Annotated in this window: 23 protein-coding genes; 21 read left to right on the plus strand and 2 right to left on the minus strand. The window is 55.1% G+C overall.

Annotated elements, in window-relative coordinates; all coding sequences use genetic code 11:
* Positions 1-83 precede the first annotated feature (83 nt).
* The 3 genes from KIH86_RS19320 to KIH86_RS19330 are packed head-to-tail and all read left to right on the plus strand — an operon-like array spanning position 84 to position 4,069.
* On the plus strand, positions 84-1,766 hold the full coding sequence (locus KIH86_RS19320; RefSeq protein WP_235775492.1) for a spore germination protein: 1,683 nt from the start codon (positions 84-86) through the stop codon (positions 1,764-1,766).
* On the plus strand, positions 1,753-2,949 hold the full coding sequence (locus KIH86_RS19325) for a Ger(x)C family spore germination protein (protein WP_223088253.1): 1,197 nt from the start codon (positions 1,753-1,755) through the stop codon (positions 2,947-2,949). The genes KIH86_RS19320 and KIH86_RS19325 overlap by 14 nt, the downstream gene beginning before the upstream one ends.
* Positions 2,950-2,968: 19 nt before the next feature.
* A complete protein-coding gene (locus tag KIH86_RS19330) occupies positions 2,969-4,069 on the plus strand; it encodes a GerAB/ArcD/ProY family transporter (protein ID WP_223088251.1) in 1,101 nt (366 codons plus the stop codon).
* On the opposite strand, the gene KIH86_RS19335 is transcribed toward KIH86_RS19330, so the two are convergent.
* Positions 4,042-4,305 carry a hypothetical protein gene (locus tag KIH86_RS19335; RefSeq protein ID WP_223088248.1) on the minus strand — a complete coding sequence of 88 codons (264 nt, stop codon included), beginning with the start codon at positions 4,303-4,305 and terminating at the stop codon, positions 4,042-4,044. The genes KIH86_RS19330 and KIH86_RS19335 overlap by 28 nt on opposite strands.
* Positions 4,306-4,487: 182 nt before the next feature.
* On the opposite strand from KIH86_RS19335, the gene KIH86_RS19340 reads away from it, so the two are divergent.
* The 16 genes from KIH86_RS19340 to spoVM all read left to right on the plus strand — a co-directional run bounded on the left by KIH86_RS19340 (position 4,488) and on the right by spoVM (position 21,809).
* Entirely contained in the window at positions 4,488-6,362 is a 1,875-nt protein-coding gene (locus KIH86_RS19340; RefSeq protein ID WP_223088246.1) for a bifunctional homocysteine S-methyltransferase/methylenetetrahydrofolate reductase, read from the plus strand.
* A gap of 38 nt (positions 6,363-6,400) precedes the next feature.
* Complete coding sequence (locus KIH86_RS19345; RefSeq protein WP_223088244.1) at positions 6,401-7,291, plus strand: YicC/YloC family endoribonuclease; 891 nt, start codon at positions 6,401-6,403, stop codon at positions 7,289-7,291.
* A 45-nt stretch (positions 7,292-7,336) separates the two neighbouring features.
* The gene (remA, locus tag KIH86_RS19350; protein ID WP_006209218.1) at positions 7,337-7,597 is read left to right on the plus strand and encodes an extracellular matrix/biofilm regulator RemA; all 261 of its coding nucleotides are present in this window, start codon (positions 7,337-7,339) and stop codon (positions 7,595-7,597) included.
* 18 nt (positions 7,598-7,615) lie between these two features.
* Positions 7,616-8,185 (plus strand): guanylate kinase, encoded by a 570-nt coding sequence (gene gmk / locus KIH86_RS19355; RefSeq protein ID WP_223088241.1) that lies wholly within the window; start codon positions 7,616-7,618, stop codon positions 8,183-8,185.
* Positions 8,186-8,234: 49 nt separating this feature from the next.
* Entirely contained in the window at positions 8,235-8,447 is a 213-nt protein-coding gene (gene rpoZ, locus KIH86_RS19360) for a DNA-directed RNA polymerase subunit omega (RefSeq protein WP_223088239.1), read from the plus strand.
* Between the two features lie 246 nt (positions 8,448-8,693).
* Positions 8,694-9,911: a bifunctional phosphopantothenoylcysteine decarboxylase/phosphopantothenate--cysteine ligase CoaBC gene (gene coaBC / locus KIH86_RS19365; RefSeq protein WP_223088235.1), complete on the plus strand. Its 1,218-nt coding sequence runs from the start codon at positions 8,694-8,696 to the stop codon at positions 9,909-9,911.
* Positions 9,911-12,457 (plus strand): primosomal protein N', encoded by a 2,547-nt coding sequence (priA, locus tag KIH86_RS19370; RefSeq protein WP_223088232.1) that lies wholly within the window; start codon positions 9,911-9,913, stop codon positions 12,455-12,457. The genes coaBC and priA overlap by 1 nt, the downstream gene beginning before the upstream one ends.
* A 110-nt stretch (positions 12,458-12,567) precedes the next feature.
* Positions 12,568-13,053 carry a peptide deformylase gene (gene def, locus KIH86_RS19375; protein WP_038695543.1) on the plus strand — a complete coding sequence of 162 codons (486 nt, stop codon included), beginning with the start codon at positions 12,568-12,570 and terminating at the stop codon, positions 13,051-13,053.
* A gap of 7 nt (positions 13,054-13,060) precedes the next feature.
* Complete coding sequence (gene fmt / locus KIH86_RS19380) at positions 13,061-14,032, plus strand: methionyl-tRNA formyltransferase (RefSeq protein WP_223088229.1); 972 nt, start codon at positions 13,061-13,063, stop codon at positions 14,030-14,032.
* A gap of 299 nt (positions 14,033-14,331) precedes the next feature.
* Entirely contained in the window at positions 14,332-15,708 is a 1,377-nt protein-coding gene (gene rsmB, locus KIH86_RS19385) for a 16S rRNA (cytosine(967)-C(5))-methyltransferase RsmB (protein WP_235775497.1), read from the plus strand.
* Between the two features lie 225 nt (positions 15,709-15,933).
* On the plus strand, positions 15,934-16,974 hold the full coding sequence (gene rlmN / locus KIH86_RS19390) for a 23S rRNA (adenine(2503)-C(2))-methyltransferase RlmN (RefSeq protein ID WP_223088225.1): 1,041 nt from the start codon (positions 15,934-15,936) through the stop codon (positions 16,972-16,974).
* Positions 16,975-16,979: 5 nt separating this feature from the next.
* The gene (locus KIH86_RS19395) at positions 16,980-17,756 is read left to right on the plus strand and encodes a Stp1/IreP family PP2C-type Ser/Thr phosphatase (protein ID WP_223088223.1); all 777 of its coding nucleotides are present in this window, start codon (positions 16,980-16,982) and stop codon (positions 17,754-17,756) included.
* Positions 17,753-19,957 (plus strand): Stk1 family PASTA domain-containing Ser/Thr kinase, encoded by a 2,205-nt coding sequence (gene pknB, locus KIH86_RS19400; protein ID WP_223088220.1) that lies wholly within the window; start codon positions 17,753-17,755, stop codon positions 19,955-19,957. The genes KIH86_RS19395 and pknB overlap by 4 nt, the downstream gene beginning before the upstream one ends.
* A gap of 54 nt (positions 19,958-20,011) precedes the next feature.
* On the plus strand, positions 20,012-20,917 hold the full coding sequence (gene rsgA, locus KIH86_RS19405; protein WP_223088219.1) for a ribosome small subunit-dependent GTPase A: 906 nt from the start codon (positions 20,012-20,014) through the stop codon (positions 20,915-20,917).
* A 5-nt stretch (positions 20,918-20,922) separates the two neighbouring features.
* Positions 20,923-21,582 carry a ribulose-phosphate 3-epimerase gene (gene rpe / locus KIH86_RS19410; RefSeq protein ID WP_223088216.1) on the plus strand — a complete coding sequence of 220 codons (660 nt, stop codon included), beginning with the start codon at positions 20,923-20,925 and terminating at the stop codon, positions 21,580-21,582.
* Between the two features lie 146 nt (positions 21,583-21,728).
* On the plus strand, positions 21,729-21,809 hold the full coding sequence (gene spoVM / locus KIH86_RS19415) for a stage V sporulation protein SpoVM (protein ID WP_223088398.1): 81 nt from the start codon (positions 21,729-21,731) through the stop codon (positions 21,807-21,809).
* Positions 21,810-22,004: 195 nt separating this feature from the next.
* Here spoVM and rpmB read toward each other — a convergent pair whose 3' ends face one another.
* Positions 22,005-22,193, minus strand: coding sequence for a 50S ribosomal protein L28 (gene rpmB, locus KIH86_RS19420; RefSeq protein ID WP_025334690.1), 189 nt, complete (start codon positions 22,191-22,193; stop codon positions 22,005-22,007).
* Between the two features lie 191 nt (positions 22,194-22,384).
* Between rpmB and KIH86_RS19425 the strand changes: the two genes are divergently transcribed.
* Positions 22,385-24,166: a DAK2 domain-containing protein gene (locus KIH86_RS19425; RefSeq protein ID WP_223088214.1), complete on the plus strand. Its 1,782-nt coding sequence runs from the start codon at positions 22,385-22,387 to the stop codon at positions 24,164-24,166.
* Positions 24,167-24,201: 35 nt separating this feature from the next.
* On the plus strand, positions 24,202-25,062 hold the full coding sequence (locus KIH86_RS19430; RefSeq protein ID WP_223088212.1) for a DegV family protein: 861 nt from the start codon (positions 24,202-24,204) through the stop codon (positions 25,060-25,062).
* Positions 25,063-25,075 lie beyond the last annotated feature (13 nt).

The raw sequence follows: 25,075 nt of genomic DNA on the forward strand, positions 1-25,075 counted from the left end.
CGTTTCTTGTTATTTTGTCCGCATAATGAAGAGGGCTTCCGCAAATAATGGAAATAGTCACCCTGGTTTGAAGGAGCATGGATATGAAGAAATGGGGTTATTCCGGGTTCGGACGGACAAGCGTTGGAGCCGGCGGTTCGCCAGGAAGATCGCATCCGGTTCGCATGATCTCTGCGGATTTGGAACAGACGCTCTCCGCCATAATGAGTGAATTGGGAAACAGCGAAGATGTGAAAATCCGGCGGTTATCGGTCGGTATTCGTCCCGCTGTTGCCGTGGCGGTCGTTCGTCTGAGCACTCTTGCGGACAGCGTGACTATCAATGATTTCGTGATCGGCTCTCTTTTGAAATTCGACCGCATAATCCCGGAAGAATATGGGGAGAAGGCCGAAGGGCTTCAGAACATGATGCTCGAACGGATGCTGGAGTCAGGAGAAGCTACGGTCAAGGACGATTGGAACGATATGATCCTTGGCTTGCTGTCGGGGGATACAGCCGTGTTGTTGAACGGATGCGCCTCATCGATCATATGCGATACCCGGTCCTCGGAAGGCCGGGCGATTGAAGCGCCGACTACCCAGCTTGTCGTGCGGGGTCCCCGGGACAGCTTCGTGGAGTCCGTCGGCACGAATGTTATGCTGATCCGCCGGCGGGTCAAATCACCGAATCTATGGATGGAGCGCTTGACCGTAGGAGAAGTAACTAAGACCGATATCGCACTGCTCTATATTAAAGGAACATGCGACGACAAGCTACTGGATGAAGTCAAGGCCCGGATCGGCAAAATCAAAACCGACAGCATACTGGAATCCGGATATATTGAAGAATGGATTCAGGACAAGACGCTAACGCCGTTTCCTACTATTTATAACACCGAACGGCCGGATACAGTTGCGGCCAATCTGCTGGAAGGCCGGGTTGTTGTTGTTGTGGACGGCTCTCCTTTTGTCCTGATCCTGCCGGCTGTATTTTCCCAGTTCTTCGAATCACCTGCCGACTATTCTCAGCGTTTTGAAGTCGTAATTGTTATGCGCCTAATCCGTTATTTAAGCTATATTATCTTACTATTTGGTCCATCCATTTTCGTAGCACTGACAACCTTCCATTACGATATGATTCCGACAACGCTGTTGATCAGCCTGCTTGCCCAGCGGGAGAATGTGCCCTTTCCGGCTCTGGCGGAAGCGCTGTTGATGATCGGAGCCTTTGAAATCATGCAGGAGGCCGGTATCCGCATGCCCAGAGCCGTCGGTCAAACCGTATCTGTGGTTGGAGGGCTCGTTGTGGGGCAGGCAGCAGTGGAAGCGGGGATCGTCACTCCAGCCATGGTCATTGTGGTCGCACTGACGGGGATTGCGGTCTTTGCCATTCCGGCATATAACATGGCCATTGCGGGACGGATTATCAGTCAGGGGTTTCTTCTCCTTGGAGGGATGTTCGGATTCTACGGCATTACACTGGGGCTGATTTTGCTGACGGCTCACCTGAACAGCCTCCGTTCCTTTGGCTTGCCTTATTTGACGCCAGTCGTTCCCCTTTCAATAAATGGGCTTCGGGAGTCTCTGTTGAGGCTTCCGTCGAGCTTTAGCCGGTCGGGTTCCGTTTCAATGGGCAGCTCTGCAGACCGTTCGAATCCTGGCTCTGATAAGGACAGTTCAGCTCCTGAGGCTGATCAATCCCCCTCGATCCGTGTGAAAGACAGCGAGGCCAATAGGAGGAGCCGCGGCGCAGCGAAAAAGGGAGGACAGCAGGATGGGCATCTGTAAGCGGATCGCCGCTCTGGTCGCCGCGGTATGCTTAATCTTGCCGACTGCCGGGTGCTGGGACAGCGTTGAATTGAACCGGCGTGCGATCGTGTCGGGTGTGGCGGTTGATAGAGGGCCTGCTCCCGAACAGGCTTATGTCCTTACTTTTCAAGTAATTGTAGCCGATGAAATCTCCGGAAAAAACACGCGCGGAAATCCTCCCGTCGTCCTGTACACGGGTACGGGCCGATCCATGTTCGAAGCGTTATCGAATGCTTCCCGCAAAGTTTCGAGGTTCTTGTCACTGGCTCATATCCGGGTCATCGTCATCTCCGAGGAATGGGCAAGAAACGGAATCAATAATATTCTGGATGTCCTCGAACGGGATAATGAGTCACGTCTGACCACCAATATATTTGTGTCGAAGAAGCAATCGGCCAAAGACATTTTGTCCGTGCTGACTGTGTTCGGTAGAATACCTTCTATGGATTTAGTTGGCAAGCTGGAAACGACCTCCAGAACCTTCGGGTACAACTTTATTAAAGAAGTCGACGATGTAGTTCGTGATATTCAGATCGCTGGCGGAGGGGGACTTATCAATGGTGTTCATGTGACTGGAGCACTGGAGGAAGGACAATCGCTTGATAACCTGAAGAGGGTTAACCCCCATGCAATTTTGAACTTGAGCGGTCTTGCAGCATTCAAAGGCGACCGCCTGATTGCATGGCTGGACGGCAGTGAGGCGAGAGGTTCGGCTCTGCTTCTGAATAAGGTTAAACAGACTCCTGCTTTTGTCCGTTCACCAGAATATGGAATGATCTCTTTTGATATCTACAATAACAAAGTCAAGCTGGAGACAACAAGCACTGAATCCGGGCATCCCGCGTTTACAGTCCGGATATTGCAGCAGGCCTCAATCAAAGAAATCGCGAACGGTCCGGATCTGACAAATCCTAATACTTTGGTAAAGATTGAGAAACTGGTCGAGCAGTTTACGCAGAATCAAGTCGCAAGCGCGGTCTCCAGGGCCAAAGAGCTGAAAAGCGACTATCTCGGCTTCGGAGCGGCTTATGAGCGCAGTAATCCGAAAGGCTGGAAGAAGATAAAGGGAAGCTGGGATACCGTATTCTCCGGCTGTGAAGTGAAAATAAAGATCGACGCGGTCATACGTCACACAGATATGAGAACCAATTCGATCCATTAATATAGTAGGAGGGGCAGGCATGGGCAAGATAAAAATCGGGCACTTGCAGTTCTTCGCTTTAACTGTTTTGTTTGAGCTGGGAACTTCACTTGCCCTCAATTTGGGTTATCCGACGGGGAACGCTGCATGGGTTTCCATTCTTCTCGGCTGCCTGGCTGGAGTTGTTGCTTTTATCGGCTATATTTACCTATACCGGATGTACCCTGACGATCCTCTAAGCGGTTACGCAAGAAAGCTCCTAGGCAAGTATCCCGGCGGCATCGTCGCGGTTATGTATATCGTTTTATTTATAAATTTGGCAAGCCGCAATTTGCGGGACGGCAGCACGATGCTAGCCATTTCAACCATGCACCGGACGCCGATGTTCTTCCTCAGCGCATTGATGATAATTTCCTGCGCGTATATGATGCATAAAGGGGTTGAAGTGCTCGCCCGCACCTCCCAGCTGTTCGTGTTGTTTGTCGTAATAGTCGGCGTATTTTACACGATACTGCTGTTCTTCTCGGATGCGGTGCAGTTGTCGCGGCTTCGGCCGTTGTTTGAAAATGGACTGAAGCCTGTACTGATGACGGTTATACGTCAAGAGTACATGTTTCCCTTCGGTGAAATGATTTCTTTCACTATGCTAATGCCCTTTATGTTGGATTTGAAAAAGGGACCGCGTATGATCATAGCCGGAATGCTCGTTTCCGGATTGCTGTTAAGCTATACAACGGCGCTTAATCTTTCCGTTCTGGGCAGCGATATTGTGGAACGCTCTCCGCTGCCGATGATGTCAACGGTCAGCAAGATATCGATCTCCGATTTCATTCAGCGAGTGGACGTGTTGGCCGTGATGGTGCTGATTATCGGTATTTTTTTCAAAATATCCGTATTTTACGCGGCTGCACTTGTAGGCATTTCCGATCTGTTCGGCCTGCCGTACCGTAAAATGGTATATCCGTCCGCTCTGATTATTTTATTCAGCTCTATGCTTGACGCACGCAGTTTCATCGAGCACTTGGATCAGGGAGAAAAGCTTCTGTATACGGTGTATCCGGTCTTCACAATTGGAATACCCGTGCTTCTGATCGCGGCAAGCCTCATCAGGAATCACCGTTCCGCGTCACGCGATGACTGATTGCCTGCAATCCAGGCATACAGATCCGGAATAAGCAGGAACAGCAGCATGAACAAGGTGGCCAATTTCTCTTCTAGGGTAGACAATAAGTAGTTCAGAATATATGAAATGTTGCCAAGGCCGTAACCGAACAGCCAATCCTCAAAATAAAGATACGCAAGGCTGAGGCATCCCAGGAGCACAATCGTCCCGTATTTCCGCAGCAGTTGTTTTCGCATTGTATGATTGTTGTTCATCCAGGCTGCCCCTTTCCGCAACTGAAGTCAAAGACCGGTATTTCATCTAGTATGATGCTACTGACGCCAGAGCATTCACCATGATGCCGTGCAGCTTCAAATACCGCTGGAACATTGCTTATCTTTCCTGCCGATTTATGTTACATTAGTATGAAACACATGTCAGGGGAGGAGCTGCATTCGTGAAGCCGGATTTACGGACCGCTTGGGGCGCCAAGGTGCTGGTCGGCGATGGAGCGATGGGGACCTTTTTATATCAAAAGGGATTTCCGGTCGGAATATCATATGAAGAATTGAATTTGACCTCGCCGGAGGTTATTGAAGAGGTGCACCGCAGCTATATCGAAGCGGGTGCGCAGCTGCTGGAGAGCAACACCTACTCGGCGAACTACGATAAACTGTCCAAGTTTGGCCTGGAATCGAAGGTGGAAGAGATCAACCGGGCGGGGGTACGGATTGCCCGCAAAGCGGCGGGAGAATACGGCTATGTCGTCGGTGCCGTCGGCTCGATCCGGGCTGGCAAGCGCGCCAGTCTGTCCGCTTCGGAGCTGAAGCGCTATTTCAGCCAGCAGATCGGCGCCTTGCTTGAAGAGCAGGCTGACGGCATCATGCTGGAGACTTTCTACGATCTGGAGGAAATGCATCTGGCGCTGCGGACCGCACGCAAGCTGAGTCCGGATATCCCGGTAATCTGCCAGTTCGCAGTTGACGAGACGGCGATGACGATGGACGGCTTGACGCTGCCGGAAGCGTTCCGGATTCTGGAAGAGGACGGCGCCGACGTTATCGGCTTCAACTGCCGGACAGGCCCGTTCGGAATCAAGCGGGCGCTGCGCACGCTGCAGGACAGCCTGCACCTTCCGGTCTCCGTCTTTCCGAATGCAGGTTTGGCCGATTATGTGGACGGCCATTATAAATATGGAGCGTCTCCCGAATATTTCGGACAAATGGTAGAGAGCTTCGCCGATATGGGCTGCCGGATCATCGGGGGCTGCTGCGGTACGACTCCACAGCATATCGCCGAGATATCGGAAGCGATCAAGGATTATTCGCCGAAGCCGCTGCCGGAGCGCACAGAACGGAGCAAGATTAGCATCCGCATTCAGGAGAGCCTGGCGGAACATGACGGGGACGGCGGACAGGAGCCGACGCTCGTCGATCTTGTCAAGGAACGCCATACGGTCATTGTCGAGCTTGATCCTCCCCGGGATTTAGATATAACGAAGTTTATGACGGGAGCTGAGGCACTGCGCCGTGCTGGCGCTGATGCGCTGACGATGGCGGACAATTCGCTGGCTGTGACGCGCATGAGCAATATGGCGCTCGGTGCGCTCGTGCAGCAGAAGACGGGCCTTCGGCCGCTTGTCCATGTCACTTGCCGCGACCGCAATCTGATCGGCACCCAATCGCATCTGATGGGCTTCGATGCACTGGGCATTGATCATGTGCTCGCAGTGACCGGGGACCCTGCGAGATTCGGAGATTTGCCGGGCTCAAGCTCCGTGTATGATCTGACCTCTTTTGAAATCATCCGGATGATCAAGCAGCTGAACGACGGCGTCGCTTTTTCCGGCAAGGCGTTGAAGCAGAAGGCGAAGTTCGTAATAGGCGCAGCATTCAACCCCAATGTGAAGCATCTGGGCAAAGCGGTGGAGCGGCTTGAGAAGAAGCTGGCCTTCGGCGCCGATTATATTATGACCCAGCCGGTCTACGACAAGGCGCTTATCCATACCATAGCCGATGCAACAGCTCATCTTCATGTTCCGATCTTCATTGGCATCATGCCGCTGGCAAGCGGACGGAACGCCGAGTACCTGCACAATGAAGTGCCTGGCATTCAATTGTCCGACGAGGTGCGCAGCCGGATGAACGGGCTCGAAGGCGAGGCCGGCAGAGCCGAAGGCGTGGCGATCGCCAAGGAGCTGCTGGATGCGGCGATGGAACGCTTCAACGGCATCTATCTGATGACGCCTTTCATGTTCTACGGGATGAGCGTTCAGCTGCTTGAGCATGTATGGGCCAAGACCGGGCGTCAATTGTCCCCCTTGTTTCGCTAGAGAGAATCATTTACAATAGTGTAACGGATGTGATGCCGATGTCATTTAGCATGACCGGATACGGCCAATCGTCCAGGCCATACGGCGGAGGCGAGATCAGGTTTGAGGTGAAGACAGTGAATCACCGATATACCGAGATCTCTCTCCGGGTGCCGCGGGAATGGACGTGTTTCGAAGACTCGCTGCGCAAGAAAGTCCAGGAATATGTAAGACGCGGACGCGTGGATGTCGCCATTATCAAGGAGCTGCCTGAAGAATCGGGCGGACTGGTGCTGAACCGGCGCGCCGTGAAGGCATACCTGGATTCGGCGGAAATCCTCGCGAAGGAATTTGGCATCAGCGGTGAACTGGATATGCACAGCATCCTGTCTCTACCCGGTGTGATGGACCAACAAGGTGAGCCGCCGGTTGAGCCGATGAGCAGCGAAGCTCTGGAACAGCTGCTGACGGAAGGGCTTCAAGAGAGCCTGAAGGCTCTTAGCGAAATGCGGGCCCGGGAGGGGCGCTTCCTAGCCGGTGATATTGCCGCCAAGGTTGATGCGCTCGAGGAGCTGCAGCGGGAGATGAAGGGTCTCGCTCCTGCGGTGGTAACCGAGTACCGGGACAAGCTCCGCCAGCGGCTGGAACATCTTCGTGACGGCTCGTTCCCTTTCGACGAATACAAATTCGGAATGGAAGTGGCCATTTTTGCGGAACGCTCCAATATCGATGAAGAATTGACCCGTCTGCAGAGCCATTTTGAGCAGTGCCGGGCCCTTTTGCTGACCGACGAGCCGATGGGACGGAAACTGGATTTTCTCATTCAGGAGATGAACCGGGAGACGAATACAATCGGCTCCAAATGCAGTCATTTGGCAATCGGGAACCGTGTGCTGGAGATAAAGGCGCTGCTGGAGAAAATTCGCGAGCAGGCTGCGAATCTCGAATAGGACGGGGCAACCGAAGATGTAACTTATGGGGGGAACAACCGGATCATGGCAATCAAACTCATCAATATCGGCTTTGGAAATATTGTCTCGGCCAATCGGATTATTTCCATTGTCAGCCCGGAGTCGGCGCCGATCAAGCGGATTATCCAGGAAGCAAGAGACCGGCATATGCTGATCGACGCGACTTACGGGAGAAGAACCCGCGCCGTTATTATTACGGACAGCGACCATGTCATTCTATCGGCCGTCCAGCCGGAGACCGTAGCACACAGACTTTCCAGCAAAGACGACGATAATGACGAATAACAAGTAATGGAGTGTACTATGTCAAAAGGATTGCTGATCGTATTGTCCGGCCCTTCCGGAGTCGGTAAAGGAACGGTATGCACCGCACTGCGGCCCAGAATACCCGAGCTGATCTACTCCGTTTCGGCGACGACGCGGAATCCCCGCGCGGGCGAACAGGATGGAGTCAACTATTTTTTCAAGTCACAGGAGCAGTTCCGCGACATGATCGAGCGCGACGAACTGCTGGAATACGCGGAATACGTAGGCAACTATTACGGCACGCCGCGAGATTTTGTGGAGAAGACCTTGGCCAGCGGCAGGGATATCATCCTTGAGATTGAGGTTCAGGGCGCGCTTAAGGTGAAGGAGAAGTTCCCGGAAGGCATTTTTGTGTTCCTGCTGCCTCCTTCGATGGATGAACTGAAAGACCGGATCCGTGGACGCGGAACCGAGCATGACGATATCATCAACCACCGGATGACGGTAGCGGAGGACGAAATCAGCCTGATGCGCCATTATGACTACGGCGTAGTCAACGATGAGATCGATCTGGCCTGCAAGCGAATAGAAAGCATCATTATTGCCGAACATTGTAAAATCAGATAGACATTCGTGCCGCAACTCGCGGCTCATTAAATATTGAAGAGGTGTACCTGTGCTATATCCATCCATTGACGAAATGATGAACAAGGTTGACAGTAAATACTCTCTGGTAGTCGCGGCTGCACGCCGGGCGAGACAGCTTCGCGAAGGCAGCAAGTCCGAGCTCAAATCACCGCATTCCCACAAGTATGTAGGCGTTGCTCTTGAAGAAGTGTACAAGGATTATATCAGCGTTTCTCCGGTAGAAGACAAACCAGAGGAATAAAGGGTTCCCTTACATTTTTTCAAGCTACACTCAATTATGTCTGGCCCGGAGGGGCTACTAGTGACAACCGGAAGGTTGTCATTTTTTTCAAGTGCTTATGTTTGGTCTTACTATAGAGGTCCGCTACGCTTAATCGAAGACTCCTGGAATGGCTCTCTCTATAATATAGAAAGAACAAACCTTGTCCCTTGCGGAGTGTGCTTGACGGCGCTGCGATAGAGGGATACCGGGAACGGAGGGAAGCAAATGTTAAAAGGAAAAACCATTCTGCTCGGCATTACGGGCGGAATTGCAGCGTATAAGGCAGCGGCGCTGTGCAGCAAGCTTACCCAGAAAGGCGCCGAGGTTCATGTAATCATGACGGCGTCGGCGAAGCAATTTATTACTGAACTGACCTTACAATCACTGTCGAAACAGCGGGTATACAGCGATACGTTCCAGGAACGCGATCCGTCCTCGATTTCGCATATCGATCTCGCTGACGCAGCTGATCTGGTGCTGATTGCGCCTGCAACCGCCAATATCATCGCCAAAATGGCACACGGGCTTGCCGATGACATGCTTTCGACGGTTCTGTTAGCCGCTACTGCGCCCATTATGGTTGCTCCGGCAATGAACGTGCATATGTATCAGCATCCCGCCGTACTTCATAATATGAACATTCTGGCGGACCGGGGCATTCACTTTATCGAGCCGGGAGAAGGGCTGCTGGCCTGCGGCTATGTCGGCAAGGGCCGGATGGAAGAACCGGAGACGATCGTTAGCTGTGTCGAAGCTTTTTTCGAGCGGAAGTCGGAGACGAGCCGTAAGCTGGAGGGTAAAAAAGTGGTGATTACCGCCGGAGGCACGGTGGAGCGAATTGACCCGGTGCGCTACATCTCCAACGACTCCTCGGGCAAAATGGGCTTCGCCCTGGCGCGCGCGGCCAAAGAAATGGGAGCTGAGGTTACGCTGATCGCTGCCCGGACCGACGAAGCGCCTCCACGGGATATTCGCGTGATCCGCGTTCAATCAGCCGACGACATGCTTCAGGCAGTAACCGCCGAATGGGATGACTGCGATATTCTGGTCAAGGCGGCGGCCGTCGCCGACTATCGTCCGAAAGAAAGGGCCGAGACGAAGATCAAGAAGGCGGGCGATACAATGACGCTGGAGCTGGTCAAGACGGTGGATATTCTGGAATCGCTCGGCCAGCGCAAAACCTCGCAGGTGCTGGTTGGCTTCGCCGCAGAGACCGGCAATGCCGAGATGTATGCCAGAGACAAGCTTGTACGCAAAAATCTGGATCTGATCGTCGCGAATGATGTCGGTTTGCCCGGAGCCGGTTTTGGCGTTGATACCAACATCGTCTCGATTTATGACCGGAGCGGACTGGTGGAAGAGCTTCCGCTGCTCTCCAAGGATGAAGTTGCAGAGCGGATTCTGAGCGCCGCCGTAGATCGTCTGAAAGAAGAATGCCGGTAATGGATATCGCCAAGGTGATTGTTGATGTTCCCGTCCGCAGCACCGACCGGCCTTTTGATTATTCCATCCCCGAGGACCTCAAAGTCTGGATCGAGGTCGGCAGCAGAGTGGCGGTTCCCTTCGGACATCGCACGGTACAAGGTTTCGTTGTCTCCCTTGAATACGGCGATGTCCAGGCAGTCAAAGGGATCAAGCCCATTCAGGAAGTACTGGATCTCATTCCGCCGCTGTCTCCGGAGCTTGTGGAGCTGGCGGACTGGATGAGCGAGCGATATGCCTGCAGACGGATCTCGGCGCTGCAGGCGATGCTGCCGACGGCGCTTAAGGGCAAAGCCGAACGGCTTATTTCGCTTGGCGAAGAGCCGGAGTCGGCGCTACAAGGGGAGTCGTTATTCCCCGATGAGGAGTTCTTCCCGGTATTTCCGGGAATGGACCAGGTGGAACGGGCAATCATCGAGTTCGTCCGGCGCGGCGGTGAGGTGACCATGAAGCAGCTGACCCGCGCATTCCCGGAAGAAGCGGAGACGATCAAGTTCATGCTCCGGCGCGGCATTCTGCGGGAAAGCCAGTTCATCAAGGACAAGATGGGCAAAAAGAAGTTGAAGGCGGTGGACCTCGCAATGAAGCCGGAGTCCGCCCGTGAAGCCTTGAACAGCATGCCCGCCCGGTCGGCCAGGCAGAAGGAGGTGCTCAGCTTCCTGATCGAGATGGAAGCTGTGCTTCCGATGCCGCTGAAGGATGTGCTGGCCTCCTTGCAGGTTACAGCGGGTACCGTCAAGGGGCTGGAGGACAAAGGACTCATCGAGATTTCGGAGATCGAGGTATACCGGGACCCATACCGGGGACGAGATTTCAAGCCGAGTGAGCCGCTTCCGCTGACCGCTGAGCAGTCGGTGGTCTACGGCGCGGTCGCGCGGGCTGTAGACGAGCAGCGTCATGAAGTCTTTCTGCTGCACGGAGTCACCGGCAGCGGAAAGACCGAGATTTACTTACAGACCATCCGCCGCTGCATCGACCAGGGCCGGCAGGCTGTTGTGCTGGTTCCGGAAATTTCGCTGACCCCCCAGATGGTGGAACGGTTCAAGGGACGCTTCGGCAGTGGGGTCGCGGTGATGCACAGCCGTCTGTCATCCGGCGAACGCTATGACGAGTGGCGCAAAATCAGGGAAGGCAAGGCGATGGTCGCAGTCGGCGCGCGTTCGGCGGTATTCGCGCCGTTCACCAATCTCGGTCTTATCATTATGGACGAAGAGCATGAGACATCGTACAAACAGGAAGAGAATCCGAGATATCATGCCCGGGACGTGGCGGTCCGAAGGGCATTCCAGGGTGACGCCATCGTGATTCTAGGCTCCGCCACACCGTCGCTTGAGAGCTACTATGCGGCGCGCTCGCAGAGCGATGAGAGCTTCGCACCGGGTCTGTTGGAAATGCCGACCCGCGCCCTTGGCAATGAACTGCCGGCCGTTGACATTGTGGACATGCGCGAAGAGCTGAAGGAGGGCAACCGCTCCATGTTCAGCCGGAAGCTGCATGCGGCGCTTCAGGACCGGTTGGACCGCGGCGAACAGACGGTGCTGCTGCTGAACCGCCGTGGCTTCTCGACCTTTGTCATGTGCCGCAGCTGCGGCTATGTCGCCGGCTGTCCCGAATGCGATATTTCGCTGACTTATCATGCGCGCAGCAACAACCTGCGCTGCCATTATTGCGGGCATGCCGAGCCTTCGCCGGATACTTGTCCGGAATGCGGGAGCGAGCATATCCGGTTCTTCGGAACCGGCACACAGCGGGTGGAGGAAGAGCTAGGCAAGCTGTTTCCCGGAATGCGGGTAATCCGGATGGACGTCGACACGACGACAGAGAAGGGCTCCCATGAGAAGCTGCTGGGCCAGTTCCGGGACAAAAAGGCAGACGTTCTGCTCGGTACGCAGATGGTCGCGAAGGGACTGGATTTCCCCGATGTGACGCTGGTTGGCGTCATCACCGCCGATTCGGCGCTCAACCTGCCCGATTTCCGGGCGGCGGAGAAGACGTTCCAGCTGCTGACGCAGGTGGCCGGACGCGCAGGAAGGCATACGCTGCCGGGCGAGGTGCTGATCCAGTCCTATACGCCGGATCATTATTCCATCATTCATGCCGGCAAGCATGATTATCATTCGTTTATCAGAGATGAGCTGAAGCATCGCAAGGCTCTTCATTATCCGCCGTACTGCCGTTTGATTCTGGTGACGCTATCCCATGAACAGATGCCGGTGGCGCTGCGCATGGCGGAGAATTTCGCCAAGACGATCGAGGGCAAGGCCCGCCAGCGGAGATGGTTCGGCAGCCTGGATAAGCTGACGGCCGACGGGCTGGATTTACTCGGGCCGGTCGCTTCACCGCTGCCGAGACTCAAGGGACGATACCGGTTCCAGTGCATGGTCAAATGGCGGGGCGAAATCGATGCGATCGGACTTGTCCGGGAGGTGTCGGAGGAGCTGGAGGATTCGCTGCGTGATCCCGTGCTCCAGATCAGTATAGATGTGGACCCCCAAATGCTGATGTAGCGCAAAGTTGGCCCGCACGCATATTGCGGCATTTTGCGAATGACAGAACGGGATTGGCAAGAGATGGCGCAAAATGCGGTCAGATCACAGAGAATAGGAAGGTGTGGACCATGGCAATTCGTTTAATCGTTAAAGAACCTGATGAAGTCCTTCATAAAACGGCAAAGCCGGTGACGAAAATTACCCCCAACGTCCAGAAGCTGCTGGATGATATGGCGGACACGATGTATGACGCGGAAGGCGTCGGACTGGCAGCTCCGCAGGTCGGCATCCTGAAACGGCTGATTGTGGTGGACGCCGATGAGGAGCATGGACTGATCAAGCTGATCAATCCCGAGATCATTCACTCCGAAGGCGAACAGCTCGGACCGGAAGGCTGCCTCAGCATTCCCGGCCTTAACGGCGACGTGCGCCGCGCGGAGACGGTTACCGTGCGCGGACTTGACCGCGAAGGCAACGAGGTTGAGATCACGGGCAGCGGCTTGCTGGCGCGGGCGTTCCAGCATGAGATCGATCATCTGAACGGCGTGCTGTTCACGGATGTCGCGGAGAAGGTCTACGATATCACCGCTGAACGGAGCGGAACCGAGGAGTGAGCTTGTCATGAAAATCGTATTCATGGGCACGCCGCAGTTCGCGGTGCCCTGCCTGCGCATGCTGGTGGAGGAAGGCTACGAGGTGGCGGCGGTCGTCACCCAGCCGGACCGGCCGCAAGGGAGAAAGAAAATTCTGACGCCTTCGCCGGTCAAGGCGGCGGCTCTGGAGCTGGGGCTGCCTGTGCTTCAGCCTGAACGCATGCGCAGACCGGAGGCGGTGGCGGAACTGGCGGCCTATGAGCCGGAGCTGATTGTGACGGCTGCTTACGGCCAGATACTGCCGAAGGCCGTGTTGGACCTGCCGGCCCGGGGCTGTGTGAACGTTCACGGCTCGCTGCTGCCGAAGTACCGGGGCGGTGCCCCGATCCAGCGAAGCATTATCGAAGGTGAGAAAGTAACGGGCGTAACGCTGATGTACATGGCGGAAGGGCTCGATACCGGCGACATGATCGCCAGAATTGAGGTTCCCATCGGGGATGAGGATACGTCGGGAACGATGTTCGAGAAGCTGAGTCTCGCAGGAAGAGATCTGCTGAAGGAATGGATGCCGCGTCTGTCGGAAGGTCCGGTAGAGGCTGTTAAGCAGGATGACAGCCTTGCCACCTATTCGCCAAACTTGACCCGTGACGATGAGAAGCTCGACTGGAACGCGGGCTCGAGGGACATTTATAACCGCATTCGCGGCCTGGTTCCTTTCTCCGGCGGCTTCACCCTGTGGAATGGAGAGACCTTCAAGGTGTGGCAGGCTGCCAACCCCGATGAACAGGCGCTGTCCGGCAGCGTTCTGGTCGAAGAAGGCTCCGGCGAAGCGGAGACGGTGCCGGGAACGGTGCTGTCGGCCGGACCGAAGGGCATTGAAGTGAAGACTGGCGATGGAAGTCTGCTGCTGCTTCAGGTACAGCCTGCGGGCAAGAAAGCGATGAGCGCCGGCGACTTCGCCCGCGGCGGACTGATGAAGTCCGGCATGGTGCTGGAATGACCGGGCTCAGGGAGGACCGCCCCGGCGCGTCCCATGCTCCGGTCCGGAGGCTTGCGCCCGATTCCGGCGGAGGCCGGCTCCAGGACCGGTCCGGCCGAAAGGCAAGTCAGCCGCATGGCGGCCAGAGCCAGAGCCAGGCAAGCGGCAAGAACCAGGCAGGCGGAGGCGGCGGTAAAGGCGGGAGCCGGATCGGGAGCCATAAGGGCGGTCCGGCACGATCGGCCGCACATGCTGGCGCCGCGGCTGCTAAATCCGGCAGCGGTACGAGCGCCCGGCCGGGAAACAAGCCGTCCGCAGGCATGAAGCCTGCCGGGCACGGCAGATCCCCCGCAACGGCAAGGGGAACGGCGCTGGACGTGCTGCTCCGGGTGGAGCAGGAAGGGGCGTACAGCAATTTGCAGCTGAACAGCAGCCTGCAGAAGGCGGGATTAAGCCGCGAGGATGCGGGACTTGCGACAGAACTGGTCTACGGCACGCTGTCCCGGCTGAATACGCTGGATTATATGCTGGACCGGTTCGTCAGCAAAGGCGTCGCCAAGCTTCAGCCTTGGGTCCGTTGTCTGCTTCGCATGAGTCTGTACCAGATCGTCTATCTGGACCGGATTCCGTCTCATGCCGCCGTTAACGAGGCCGTCAATTTGGCGAAGAAGCGCGGCCACCAGGGCATCTCCGGCATGGTGAACGGCGTGCTCCGCAGCGCACTGCGCGCCGGCGAGCTGCCGGCGCTTCCGTCCGGGCTGGACGAGGCGGAGCGGATTTCGCTTCAGCATTCCCACCCTCTGTGGCTGGTGAAGGAATGGATCGGGCGCTTCGGCGCAGAGACCGCCGAAGCGATCTGCAAGGCCGACAATGAGCCGCCTGCGGTCAGTGTGCGCGTCAACATAACGATGACGACGCGGGACAAGCTGCTCCAGGAAATGCTGGAGCAGGGGCTGGACGCGGTTCCTTCGCAGCTGAGTCCCTTCGGCATTGTCGTGCGGGGCGGCGGCAATCTGGCGCTGACCGATTGGTACCGGGCCGGCGTCCTCTCGATTCAGGACGAAAGCTCCATGCTCGTGGCGGAGGCGTTGTCGCCGGAGCCGGGAATGAAGGTGCTGGACTGCTGCTCGGCTCCGGGCGGCAAGACGTCTCATATTGCAGAGCTGATGAAGGATCAGGGCAGCATTGTTGCCTGCGACCTGTATCCGCATAAGACGGAGCTTGTGGCGCAGCAGGCGGAGCGGCTTGGACTCGGATCGGTCGAGACCATCGCTATGGATGCCCTCGAGCTGCCGCAGCGGTATCCGGCCATGAGCTTTGACCGGATTTTGCTGGACGCGCCTTGTTCGGGATTAGGTGTAATCCGGAGGAAGCCCGATCTGAAATGGAGCAAGACTCCAGGGGACGAAATCGAGATCAGCCGTCTCCAGCGGAGACTGCTGGACGGCGCTGCGGAATTGCTGAAGCCGGGCGGAATTCTCGTCTACAGCACCTGCACAATCGGAAGCGCCGAGAACGAGGAGAATGTGAAGGACTTCCTGAACAGTCATCCCGGTTTCACAAGTTCGGATAACGCTTCCCCGTTGTCCGAACGGCTTGGTTCTCTCATATCGGCCGATCGGCCGGGCGTCCAAATTCTGCCGCAGCATTTCGGAAGCGACGGCTTCTACATCGCCGTGCTAAAGCGCTTGAATTAGTTGAATGTTCCCGCGAGGTGGGAAACCGCCGAGCGGGTTTTTTACGTGTAAAGTGAAGGTTGCGATATTGCGGTTCGCGGGTGCAGTCCAATGTGACAAGCCGTCTGTAAATGCCCGTCCCTAAAGGGGATTGCGGGCTTTCTTTTACCGGCTCTTTGATTTATGTTAAAATAGGCAGGATGATAAGTTCAGACAACAATAGAAAGATCAGGTGCGAGCATATTAATGAAACCTTTAATATATGATTTAACATTGGAAGAGCTGTCCCAGTGGGCCAAGGAGAACGGTGAACCGGCCTTCCGGGGCGGGCAGATTTTTGACTGGCTGTATGTCAAGCGGGTGAGTGCTTTTGAAGAAATGAGCAACCTGCCGAAGGGGCTGCGCTCCAAGCTGGACGAGCAGTTCACTATCGACGGGCTGAAGGAAATCACGAAGCTGGAATCGAAGGACGGAACGGTCAAATTCCTGTTCGGGCTTCACGACGATCATGCGATCGAGACGGTTATTATGAAGCATAACTACGGCAACAGCGTCTGTGTGACTACTCAGGTGGGCTGCCGGATCGGCTGCACGTTCTGCGCTTCCACACTGGGCGGACTAAAACGCGACCTTACTCCGGGTGAAATCGTGGCCCAGGTTGTGCGCTCCCAGCAAATTCTGGATGCGCGCGGCGAACGGGTAAGCAGCATCGTCATCATGGGAACGGGCGAACCGTTCGAGAACTATGATGCAACGATGAAATTCCTTCGTCTGATGATTCACGAAAAAGGCCTTAACATCGGGCAGCGGCATATTACGGTATCCACAAGCGGTATCGTGCCGAGCATTTATAAATTCGCGGAAGAAGACACCCAGATCAATCTGGCGATATCGATCCATGCACCCAATGACGCCCTTCGCTCCAAGCTGATGCCGGTTAACCGCCGCTATCCGTTCGACGATGTGATGGAGGCGCTCCGCTACTATCAGGCGAAGACTGGACGCCGCATCAGCTTCGAATACGCCCTTATCGGGGGAGTCAACGATCAGCCGGAGCACGCCCAGGAGCTGGCAGGCGTTCTGAAGACCATGCTGTGCCACGTCAATCTGATCCCCGTCAACCATGTGCCGGAGCGCAAGTATGTCCGCACATCCCGCAACGATATTTTTCAATTTCAGCGGATTCTGGCGGACAATGGCGTGAATGTGACCATCAGACGGGAGCAGGGGCATGATATCGCCGCAGCATGCGGCCAGCTGCGCGCCAAACATATGGAGTTGAGGTGAGGTCTTTGATCAATACGGTTCATGTCAGCGATATTGGACGGGTGCGCTCCGTCAATGAAGATTCGGTGTGGACCGGCGTAACCCGTCACGGATATACGCTGGCCATTATCGCCGACGGCATGGGAGGCCATCTGGCGGGCGATACCGCCAGCCGGCTTGCGCTCGAGACGATTCGCGGGGAGCTGGAGGAACTGGCTCCGGACCTGACGGGCGAAGAGTTGAAGGATGCGCTCCTGAATGCGGTTATCAAGGCGAATGCTACGGTCTTTGAACAAGCGGGCAGCGACGAACGCTATCATAATATGGGAACGACCGTCGTATCCGTTCTGATGGGTGAACAGTCGGGATGCATCGGCCATATCGGCGACAGCAGAGCCTACATAATCAAGGATGGCATAGCGAAGCAGCTTACCGAGGATCATACGCTGGTCAATGAACTGTTCAAGAACGGCCAGATCAGCCAGGAGGAGCTGGGTACCCACCCGCGCCGCAATGTGCTGATCCGCGCTCTTGGCACGGACCAGGAGATCCAGGTCGATCTGCTTCCCATAGAGCTGGGACCGGGAGAAGTGCTGCTCTTGTGCAGCGACGGTTTGAGCAATTTTGTCAGCGCCGAGCATCTGGGGAAGGTTGCCGGGCTGCAGGAGATTTCGCTAGAGGAACGGGCGGACCGATTGCTTCAGCTGGCACTGCTTGCTGGCGGCGGCGATAATATCAGCGTCGCCATGTTGGAACATCAAGAGGAGGCCGCTGTGCCCGAATCAAAGGAGTGGGATAGATGATCGGTCACGAGTTGGGAGGCCGTTACCAAGTCATCGAGAGAATCGGTGGAGGCGGTATGGCTCTGGTCTACAGGGCGCATGATATTCTGCTCAACCGTAATGTCGCCATTAAAGTACTGCGCAATCAATTTGTACATGATGAAGAATTTATACGCCGGTTCCGGCGTGAGGCCCAATCCGCGGCTTCCCTCTCTCATCCCAATGTGGTCAGTATTTATGATGTGGGGCAGGAAGATGAAATTCATTATATTGTCATGGAATATGTGGAAGGCAAGAATCTGAATGAAATCATCAAGGAGAGGGCTCCGCTGCAGGTGGATGAAGCCGTGCGGATCGCGACCCAGATCTGCGATGCGCTGGACCATGCCCATCAGAATCAGATTATTCACCGGGATATCAAACCGCATAATATTCTGATCGGCCGTAATGGACGGGTAAAGGTGACGGATTTCGGGATCGCCCGTGCGGTGACCTCTACGACAATTACCCAGACGGGATCGGTCGTCGGTTCGGTTCATTACTTCTCTCCTGAACATGCAAAAGGCGTTGCAACCGGAGAGAAGTCGGATCTCTACTCGCTTGGCATCGTTATTTATCAGATGCTGACCGGAAGTCTTCCTTTTCTCGGCGAGAGTCCCATCAGTGTGGCGCTGAAGCATCTCCAGGAAGAGTTCGAGGAGCCCCGCAAGCTGAACTCGATGATTCCGCAAAGTGTGGAGAATATCATTCTGAAATCGATGCGGAAAAATCCCGAGGAACGGTACCAGTCGGCCAAGGAAATGCTTGAAGATCTGGAGACCTGCCTGCTCCCGGAGCGGCGGAGCGAGCCCAAGCTCGCCTTTACGGATGATGATGAGGACCGAACACGGGTTATGCCGGCGATTAAGCCTGTTCAACGGAACGGAGGTTCCAAAGGCCGAGCGGAGGACCGGATGGTCAAAGAGGAAGATACGCCGGTCAGGAGAAACAAGACCTGGGCAAGGCCGGCTCTGTGGATCGGACTGACGCTTGTACTGCTGCTGGCGATGATCGGCGTTGTATGGTATGTGAACGCCAAGCTTGTCGTTCCCGATGTGAAGGTGCCTAAGCTGGTCAACCTCCAACTGGCAGATGCCAAAGCTAAGCTGGCCGAGGCCGGACTGACGCTTGAGGAGCCGGTTACGAGCGAGTACAATCCGAACTTTGCCGAAGGCGAAGTGTTCGAGCAGAGCAAGGAACCGGATATGACGGTCAAGAAGGGCAGCAGCATTGCGCTCAAGGTAAGCATTGCGAAACCATTAACCCAGATGCCGGATTTGACGGGGCGCACATACGATGACGCCGTCAAGATATTGACGGATCAAGGTGTCGATCCGAGCCGGATTACCCCGGACAGCGAATTTAGTCCCGATGTACCATCCGGGCAGGTTATCCGTCAAAATCCGCTTTCCAACAGCCAGTACGACCCGGATACGGTCAATATTACGATCGTGGTCAGCAAGGGACAGGAGAGTGTAACAACGCCTGACTTGAGCGGTTTGACTCAGGACGAAGCCAAAGCCAAGCTGGAGGGAGTCGGCCTGGAACTGGGCGACGTTAAGTCAGAATCCAGCTTCACGGTAGAGAAGGGCAAGGTAACGAAGCAGTGGCCGTACGAAAAAGGCACCAGCGCGCCGCCAGGTGAGAAGATCACCATTTACCTGAGCAATGGATATCCGCCTGAAGCCCTTGAGTACACGTTCAACTTCCCGGTTTCTCCGGTGCAGGAAGGCAAAAAAACGAAGATCACCATTCAATATGCGGATGCCCGCAATAATGGAGAGAACCAGGACTGGGGCACGCGCACGATCAGCCGGACACAGGAGATGTCGGTGAATCTGGTGCTCGCTCCGAACAAGGATGGCGCGGTTATCGTGTACAGAAACGGCGAATATTACGATACCTATACTATTCCCTACAATGATGCCAAGAATGGGACGGTAGCGGTTCCGGAGCCTTCTCCGGTTAATCCACCCTCTTCCCCTTCTCCTTCGCCAACTCAGACGCCGGCCGAAACACCTGTCAACGCTGAACCGTCCGCCGACCCGACCATGACGGCTCCAGTCGGTGAACAACCGGCAAGCGATGCCGGAGGGGAGCCAAATGCGGACACGGCAAGTGCTACAGTGGGCAATAACGGAAAGGGACATGATAAGGGCAACGGCAATGATAAGAAGCAGTAGCTTCAATGCTATTCGGTTGGTTCCCGCCAAATCGAGGAGAGGAAGGCTTAAACCATGCCTGAAGGCATAATCGTCAAAGCTTTAAGCGGCTATTACTACGTGAGTCCGCTCCGAGAGGGGGAAATTGCCTCCGTAGTTGAGCCTGTTCAATGCCGGGCCCGTGGGATATTCAAGAAAAGGGGCCAATCACCGCTTGTCGGAGATCGGGTTGTGTATTCGCTGACCGAGAACGGCGAAGGGATGGTTGACGAGATCGGACATCGGGATTCGGAGCTGATTCGTCCCCCGGTGGCCAATGTCCAGCTTGCCGTACTGCTGTTCTCGATCCGCGAGCCGGACCTGAATCTCCAGTTGCTCGATAAATTTCTGGTCCACATCGAGCATGCTGGTCTGGAGACCTTGATCGTGCTGACCAAACGGGATCTTGCAGAAGACGAAGAGGAAGGAACGGCACTTGTGAAGCGTCTGTACGAAGAGATCGGTTACGAAGTGCTTGTGACCAGCTCACGTACAGGTGACGGCAGCGAGGATCTGCGGAAGAAGCTGGAAGGCAAGGTCAGCGTATTCGCCGGCCAGTCCGGCGTCGGCAAATCCTCGATGCTTAACCGGATAGTTCCGGGGCTCACGCTGGAGACGAGCGAGATCAGCATGCGGCTTGGCCGCGGGCGGCATACAACGCGCCATGTAGAGCTTATGGATATCGGCGGCGGGGGATATGTGGCCGATACGCCGGGTTTCAGCCAGCTGGATTTCCTGGAGCTGGGCGTGGAAGAGCTGTCCTCCTGCTTCCGGGAATTTATCCCTTACTCCGAGGAATGTAAATTCCGTGGCTGCACCCACACGCATGAGCCGGGATGCCGGGTTGTGGAAGCCTGGGAGAATGGCAAGGTTGCGGACAGCCGTTATCAACATTACAAGCTGTTCTTCAATGAAATGAAAGACAAGAAGCGGAGGTACTGACAACGATGATCAAGATTGCTCCTTCCCTATTGTCGGCAGATTTTGCCGCTCTGGGCGCCGAAGTGGCCGAAGCGCAGGCGTCCGGTGCAGACTGGATTCATGTCGATGTGATGGACGGCCATTTTGTACCCAACATTACACTTGGACCGGCGATTGTCAAAGCGGTTGCAGCCCATACGACCCTTCCGCTTGACGTTCATCTGATGATGGAGAATCCGGAGAGCTATATTGCCGATTTTGCCGCAGCCGGTGCAGCGGTTATAACGGTCCATGCCGAAGCCTGCGTGCATCTGCACCGGGTTATCCATCAGATCAAGGAACATGGCATTATGGCAGGCGTGGCGATCAATCCGGCAACACCTGCAACTGCCATCAAGGAAATTTTGAGCGATGTTGATCTGGTGCTGGTGATGACGGTCAATCCAGGTTTTGGCGGACAAGCCTTTATACCGGGAACGATGCATAAGATTCGGGAGATCCGGGAATGGGCAAATGCAATCGACCATGACCTTCGCATTGAGGTTGACGGGGGAATCGCCGAGTCTACGGCACCGCTCGTTGCAGAAGCGGGCGCCGATGTCTTGGTCGCCGGAAATGCTGTGTTCGGCCGGAAAGATCGGGCAGCGGCAATATCTGCAATACGTGCGGCGGCCGAGAGCCAGTAACAAAGGCAAACTTTGGGCGCATCCTATAAGGTCCTATAAGGTATAGGCCAAGTTGCATCCGCATAGATATGGTTACATGAGCAGGAATCTCATGTAGCCTTTTTTGCGTGGAGAGAAAGGCTGCAGCACTGATCGGAGGGTGAAACATGAAATTTTATACATTCAAGCTGCCAAGATTTTTGGGTGGGTTTGTGAAGGCGATCTTGAATACTTTTCAAAAAAACTGACGGCCGGCAGCACAATAGGGGAACATGAAAAAAAGCACCTTACGCAATGTAAAGGGTGCTTTTTGAAATATAAGAGACTATAGGCGTTAGCTTATAAAGGCATCTTATATTTGACGAGAAACGCTCGGGCGTCTGATAGGCGCCGACAGGCGTTTCTGCTCATTGAATTTCATAATGGAAGCGGTAAGCGGCGGATTAAACGCGCTCTACTTTACCGGATTTCAGGGCACGGGTACTTACGTATACACGCTTCGGCTTGCCGTTCACCAGGATGCGAACTTTCTGAACGTTAACTCCCCAGGAGCGACGGTTGCGGTTGTTGGCGTGGGATACGTGGTTGCCACTGCTTGGCTTCTTGCCAGTTACAGCACATTTACGGGACATCATTACACCTCCTTATTGCTATCACCTGCAATAAAACAATACCCAACTATAATATCATAATGAAAAATGCTTCGTCAACCGACCCAAAAACATTTATTTCTCTTTGCCGTTATAGTACAATATAGATTAGTGCATTATGTCCTATTTAGGTCACTTATGTTAGGCACGAAGGTTAGGAAGGGGAATTCTCATTGACAAAGCGTTCGATTAACGGGATAGATTTTACCGCGATGGTGCTAGCCGGCGCGGACAAACTGCAGCAGCATGCGGAGCACGTCAATTCCCTGAATGTTTTTCCGGTTCCGGACGGGGATACGGGTACCAATATGAATCTGACCATGACGGCGGGAGCAAGAGAGCTTCGAAGCAACAACTCCGCGTCGATCGGCCAGTGCGCCGGCGTTCTGTCCAAGGGGCTTCTGATGGGCGCCCGCGGTAATTCGGGAGTTATTCTGTCCCAGCTGTTCCGGGGCTTTGGCCGCTATGCCGCTCAATATGAGGAGCTGAACTCCCAGCAGTTCGCAGCCGCGCTGCAGACAGGGGTGGATACGGCCTACAAAGCGGTAGTCAAGCCGGTAGAAGGAACCATTCTGACTGTGGCCAAGGAAGCCGCCCGTCATGCCGTATATTTGGCTAGAAGGACTACGGATATTACTGAAGTCATGACCGAGACGCTTGCCAAGGCGAAGGAAGCCCTGGCTTCGACCCCGGATCTGCTGCCGGTGCTTAAGCAGGTTGGCGTTGTGGATTCCGGCGGACAGGGTCTGGTCTATATATATGAAGGCTTTTTTGAATATTTGACAGGCGGCATGGCTGGACTGCCAGCTGCAGGACAAGCCGCCGCTGCCGATCCTGCAGTGTCTGCACCGGCTGTTGTATTGATCAAGCCGGAAGCGAATCACGCGCATGCACAGGCCTCGGCGCAGGCCCAGTTATCGACGGAAGATATTGAGTTTCTGTATGACATGGAATTCTTCATTAACCGTCAGCTCGGTGCCGGACCAACCTCGCGCTTCGACGAAGACGAATTCCGGAAAGCGTTGTCTGTGAACGGCGACTCCATCATCGTCATCTCCGATGACGAAACCATCAAGGTTCACGTTCATTCCAAGGCGCCGGGGGAAGTATTGAATCTGGCTCTCTTGTATGGCGAAATTACCCAGATCCATATCCTGAACATGCGGGAGCAGCATCGGGATTTGCTGACTGCAGGCATGGACATTGCGCCGAGCCCGGAGGTGTTCGCAGACATTCCGGAGGAGAAGAGTCCGGCACCGGCACCGGCTGTTCCGCCGGCCGATGACCTTGCGCCGTATGGATTCATCGCAGTCTCATCGGGAGACGGCATCTCGGAAATCTTCAAGAGCCTCGGGGTCGATGTGGTGCTGGCCGGCGGCCAGACAATGAACCCGAGTACAGAGGATTTCGTGAACGCGATCTCATCGATATCGGCGAAGCATGTGTACATTTTGCCGAACAATTCGAACATCGTGCTTGCCGCTCAACAGGCGAAGGAACTGCTGGAAGGCGAGCGCGAAATCACCGTCATACCGAGCAAGAGCATTCCTCAGGGTATTGCCGCTGCATTCGCCTTCCAGGAGGATGAAACGGTGGACAGCAATACTTCCGGCATGCTGGAGGCTCTGTCCCGGGTGAAATCCGGACAGGTAACCCATGCGGTGCGGGATACGAAGTTTGAAGAGATGGATATCAAAGCCGGACAATATATCGGCATTTCCAATTCCAAGATTGTGGCTGCAGCAGAGGATATACTGGGCGCCAGTCAGGCACTGCTATCCCATATGCTGGAGAATGGCGATGAGATCGTGACGATCCTGATCGGACAAGATGCCGATTCTGCTACCACTGAGGCGCTGACAGGCTGGATTTCGGACAACTATCCGGACGCCGAGGTCGAGGTTCATGAAGGCGGCCAGCCGATCTATTACTACCTGTTCTCCGTTGAAGCCTAAACGGTTAAGCCTGTATTCCGAAGGGGAGGATAACTATGAATCGAACCGTTATCGTTACGGACAGCACCTCCGATATTCCGCCTTCAATGGCAGTTGAGCTCGGAATTGAAGTTGTACCGCTTACGCTCATGTTCGGAGAAGAGTCTTTCCGTGACGGCATTGACATGACGCCGGAACAGTTCTATGAGCGCCTTCCCCGTGCCTCCCAGCTGCCGACGACGTCGCAGCCTTCTCCGGTCGAATACATGAATGTATACCGCCGGATTATGGAACAGTATCCGTCCAGCCCGATATTGTCCTTTCATATTTCCTCGGGTCTGAGCGGCACATATCAATCCGCACTCCTGGCCAAATCGATGCTAGAAGAGGAAGGCGAACGGATTACCGTGTATGACTCGCTCTCCGCTTCCTACGGCTTCGGGCTGCTGGTCGTTCATGCAGCCCGTCTGTCCGCAGAAGGCAAATCACCCGAGGAAATTCTGGAATCAGTTGAAGCTCTGCGCCAGTCGCGGAAGCTGTATTTTCTGGTGGATACCTTGGAATATTTACAAAAAGGCGGCCGGATCGGCAAAGCCTCGGCGGTTCTCGGTACTCTGCTCAACATAAAGCCGATCCTGTCCATCGATCAGGAAGGTATTATTTATGCGGTAGAGAAAATTCGCGGCCGAAAAAAAGCGGTGGCCCGGATGATCGAGCTGTTCAAAGCCGATCTTCCCGGAGTCAGCAGCATCAACGCGGCTGTCGGTCATACCGCAGAGCCATCTTCGGCTGAGGAGTTCCTGCAGGAGCTCTCGCAGCATTTTACGATCAGGGAAAGAGTGCTGACCAATGTAGGGCCTGTCGTAGGCAGTCATGTCGGGAACGGCACGCTTGCCGTTTTTATCTGGCCGGCTTGAGCTTAAGGGATGA

Origin of the sequence: Paenibacillus sinensis (assembly GCF_019904155.1) — a bacterium.
Taxonomy (GTDB): Bacteria; Bacillota; Bacilli; order Paenibacillales; family Paenibacillaceae; genus Paenibacillus_AQ; species Paenibacillus_AQ sinensis.

Excerpts from the sequence above, each read along its gene's own strand:
- KIH86_RS19320 (WP_235775492.1), top strand. The coding sequence starts at position 84 with ATGAAGAAATGGGGTTATTCCGGGTTCGGACGGACAAGCGTTGGAGCC.
- KIH86_RS19325 (WP_223088253.1), top strand. The coding sequence starts at position 1,753 with ATGGGCATCTGTAAGCGGATCGCCGCTCTGGTCGCCGCGGTATGCTTA.
- KIH86_RS19330 (WP_223088251.1), top strand. The coding sequence starts at position 2,969 with ATGGGCAAGATAAAAATCGGGCACTTGCAGTTCTTCGCTTTAACTGTT.
- KIH86_RS19335 (WP_223088248.1), bottom strand. The coding sequence starts at position 4,305 with ATGAACAACAATCATACAATGCGAAAACAACTGCTGCGGAAATACGGG.
- KIH86_RS19345 (WP_223088244.1), top strand. The coding sequence starts at position 6,401 with ATGTCATTTAGCATGACCGGATACGGCCAATCGTCCAGGCCATACGGC.
- remA (WP_006209218.1), top strand. The coding sequence starts at position 7,337 with ATGGCAATCAAACTCATCAATATCGGCTTTGGAAATATTGTCTCGGCC.
- gmk (WP_223088241.1), top strand. The coding sequence starts at position 7,616 with ATGTCAAAAGGATTGCTGATCGTATTGTCCGGCCCTTCCGGAGTCGGT.
- coaBC (WP_223088235.1), top strand. The coding sequence starts at position 8,694 with ATGTTAAAAGGAAAAACCATTCTGCTCGGCATTACGGGCGGAATTGCA.
- priA (WP_223088232.1), top strand. The coding sequence starts at position 9,911 with ATGGATATCGCCAAGGTGATTGTTGATGTTCCCGTCCGCAGCACCGAC.
- def (WP_038695543.1), top strand. The coding sequence starts at position 12,568 with ATGGCAATTCGTTTAATCGTTAAAGAACCTGATGAAGTCCTTCATAAA.
- fmt (WP_223088229.1), top strand. The coding sequence starts at position 13,061 with ATGAAAATCGTATTCATGGGCACGCCGCAGTTCGCGGTGCCCTGCCTG.
- rsmB (WP_235775497.1), top strand. The coding sequence starts at position 14,332 with ATGAAGCCTGCCGGGCACGGCAGATCCCCCGCAACGGCAAGGGGAACG.
- rlmN (WP_223088225.1), top strand. The coding sequence starts at position 15,934 with ATGAAACCTTTAATATATGATTTAACATTGGAAGAGCTGTCCCAGTGG.
- pknB (WP_223088220.1), top strand. The coding sequence starts at position 17,753 with ATGATCGGTCACGAGTTGGGAGGCCGTTACCAAGTCATCGAGAGAATC.
- rsgA (WP_223088219.1), top strand. The coding sequence starts at position 20,012 with ATGCCTGAAGGCATAATCGTCAAAGCTTTAAGCGGCTATTACTACGTG.
- rpe (WP_223088216.1), top strand. The coding sequence starts at position 20,923 with ATGATCAAGATTGCTCCTTCCCTATTGTCGGCAGATTTTGCCGCTCTG.
- spoVM (WP_223088398.1), top strand. The coding sequence starts at position 21,729 with ATGAAATTTTATACATTCAAGCTGCCAAGATTTTTGGGTGGGTTTGTG.
- rpmB (WP_025334690.1), bottom strand. The coding sequence starts at position 22,193 with ATGTCCCGTAAATGTGCTGTAACTGGCAAGAAGCCAAGCAGTGGCAAC.
- KIH86_RS19430 (WP_223088212.1), top strand. The coding sequence starts at position 24,202 with ATGAATCGAACCGTTATCGTTACGGACAGCACCTCCGATATTCCGCCT.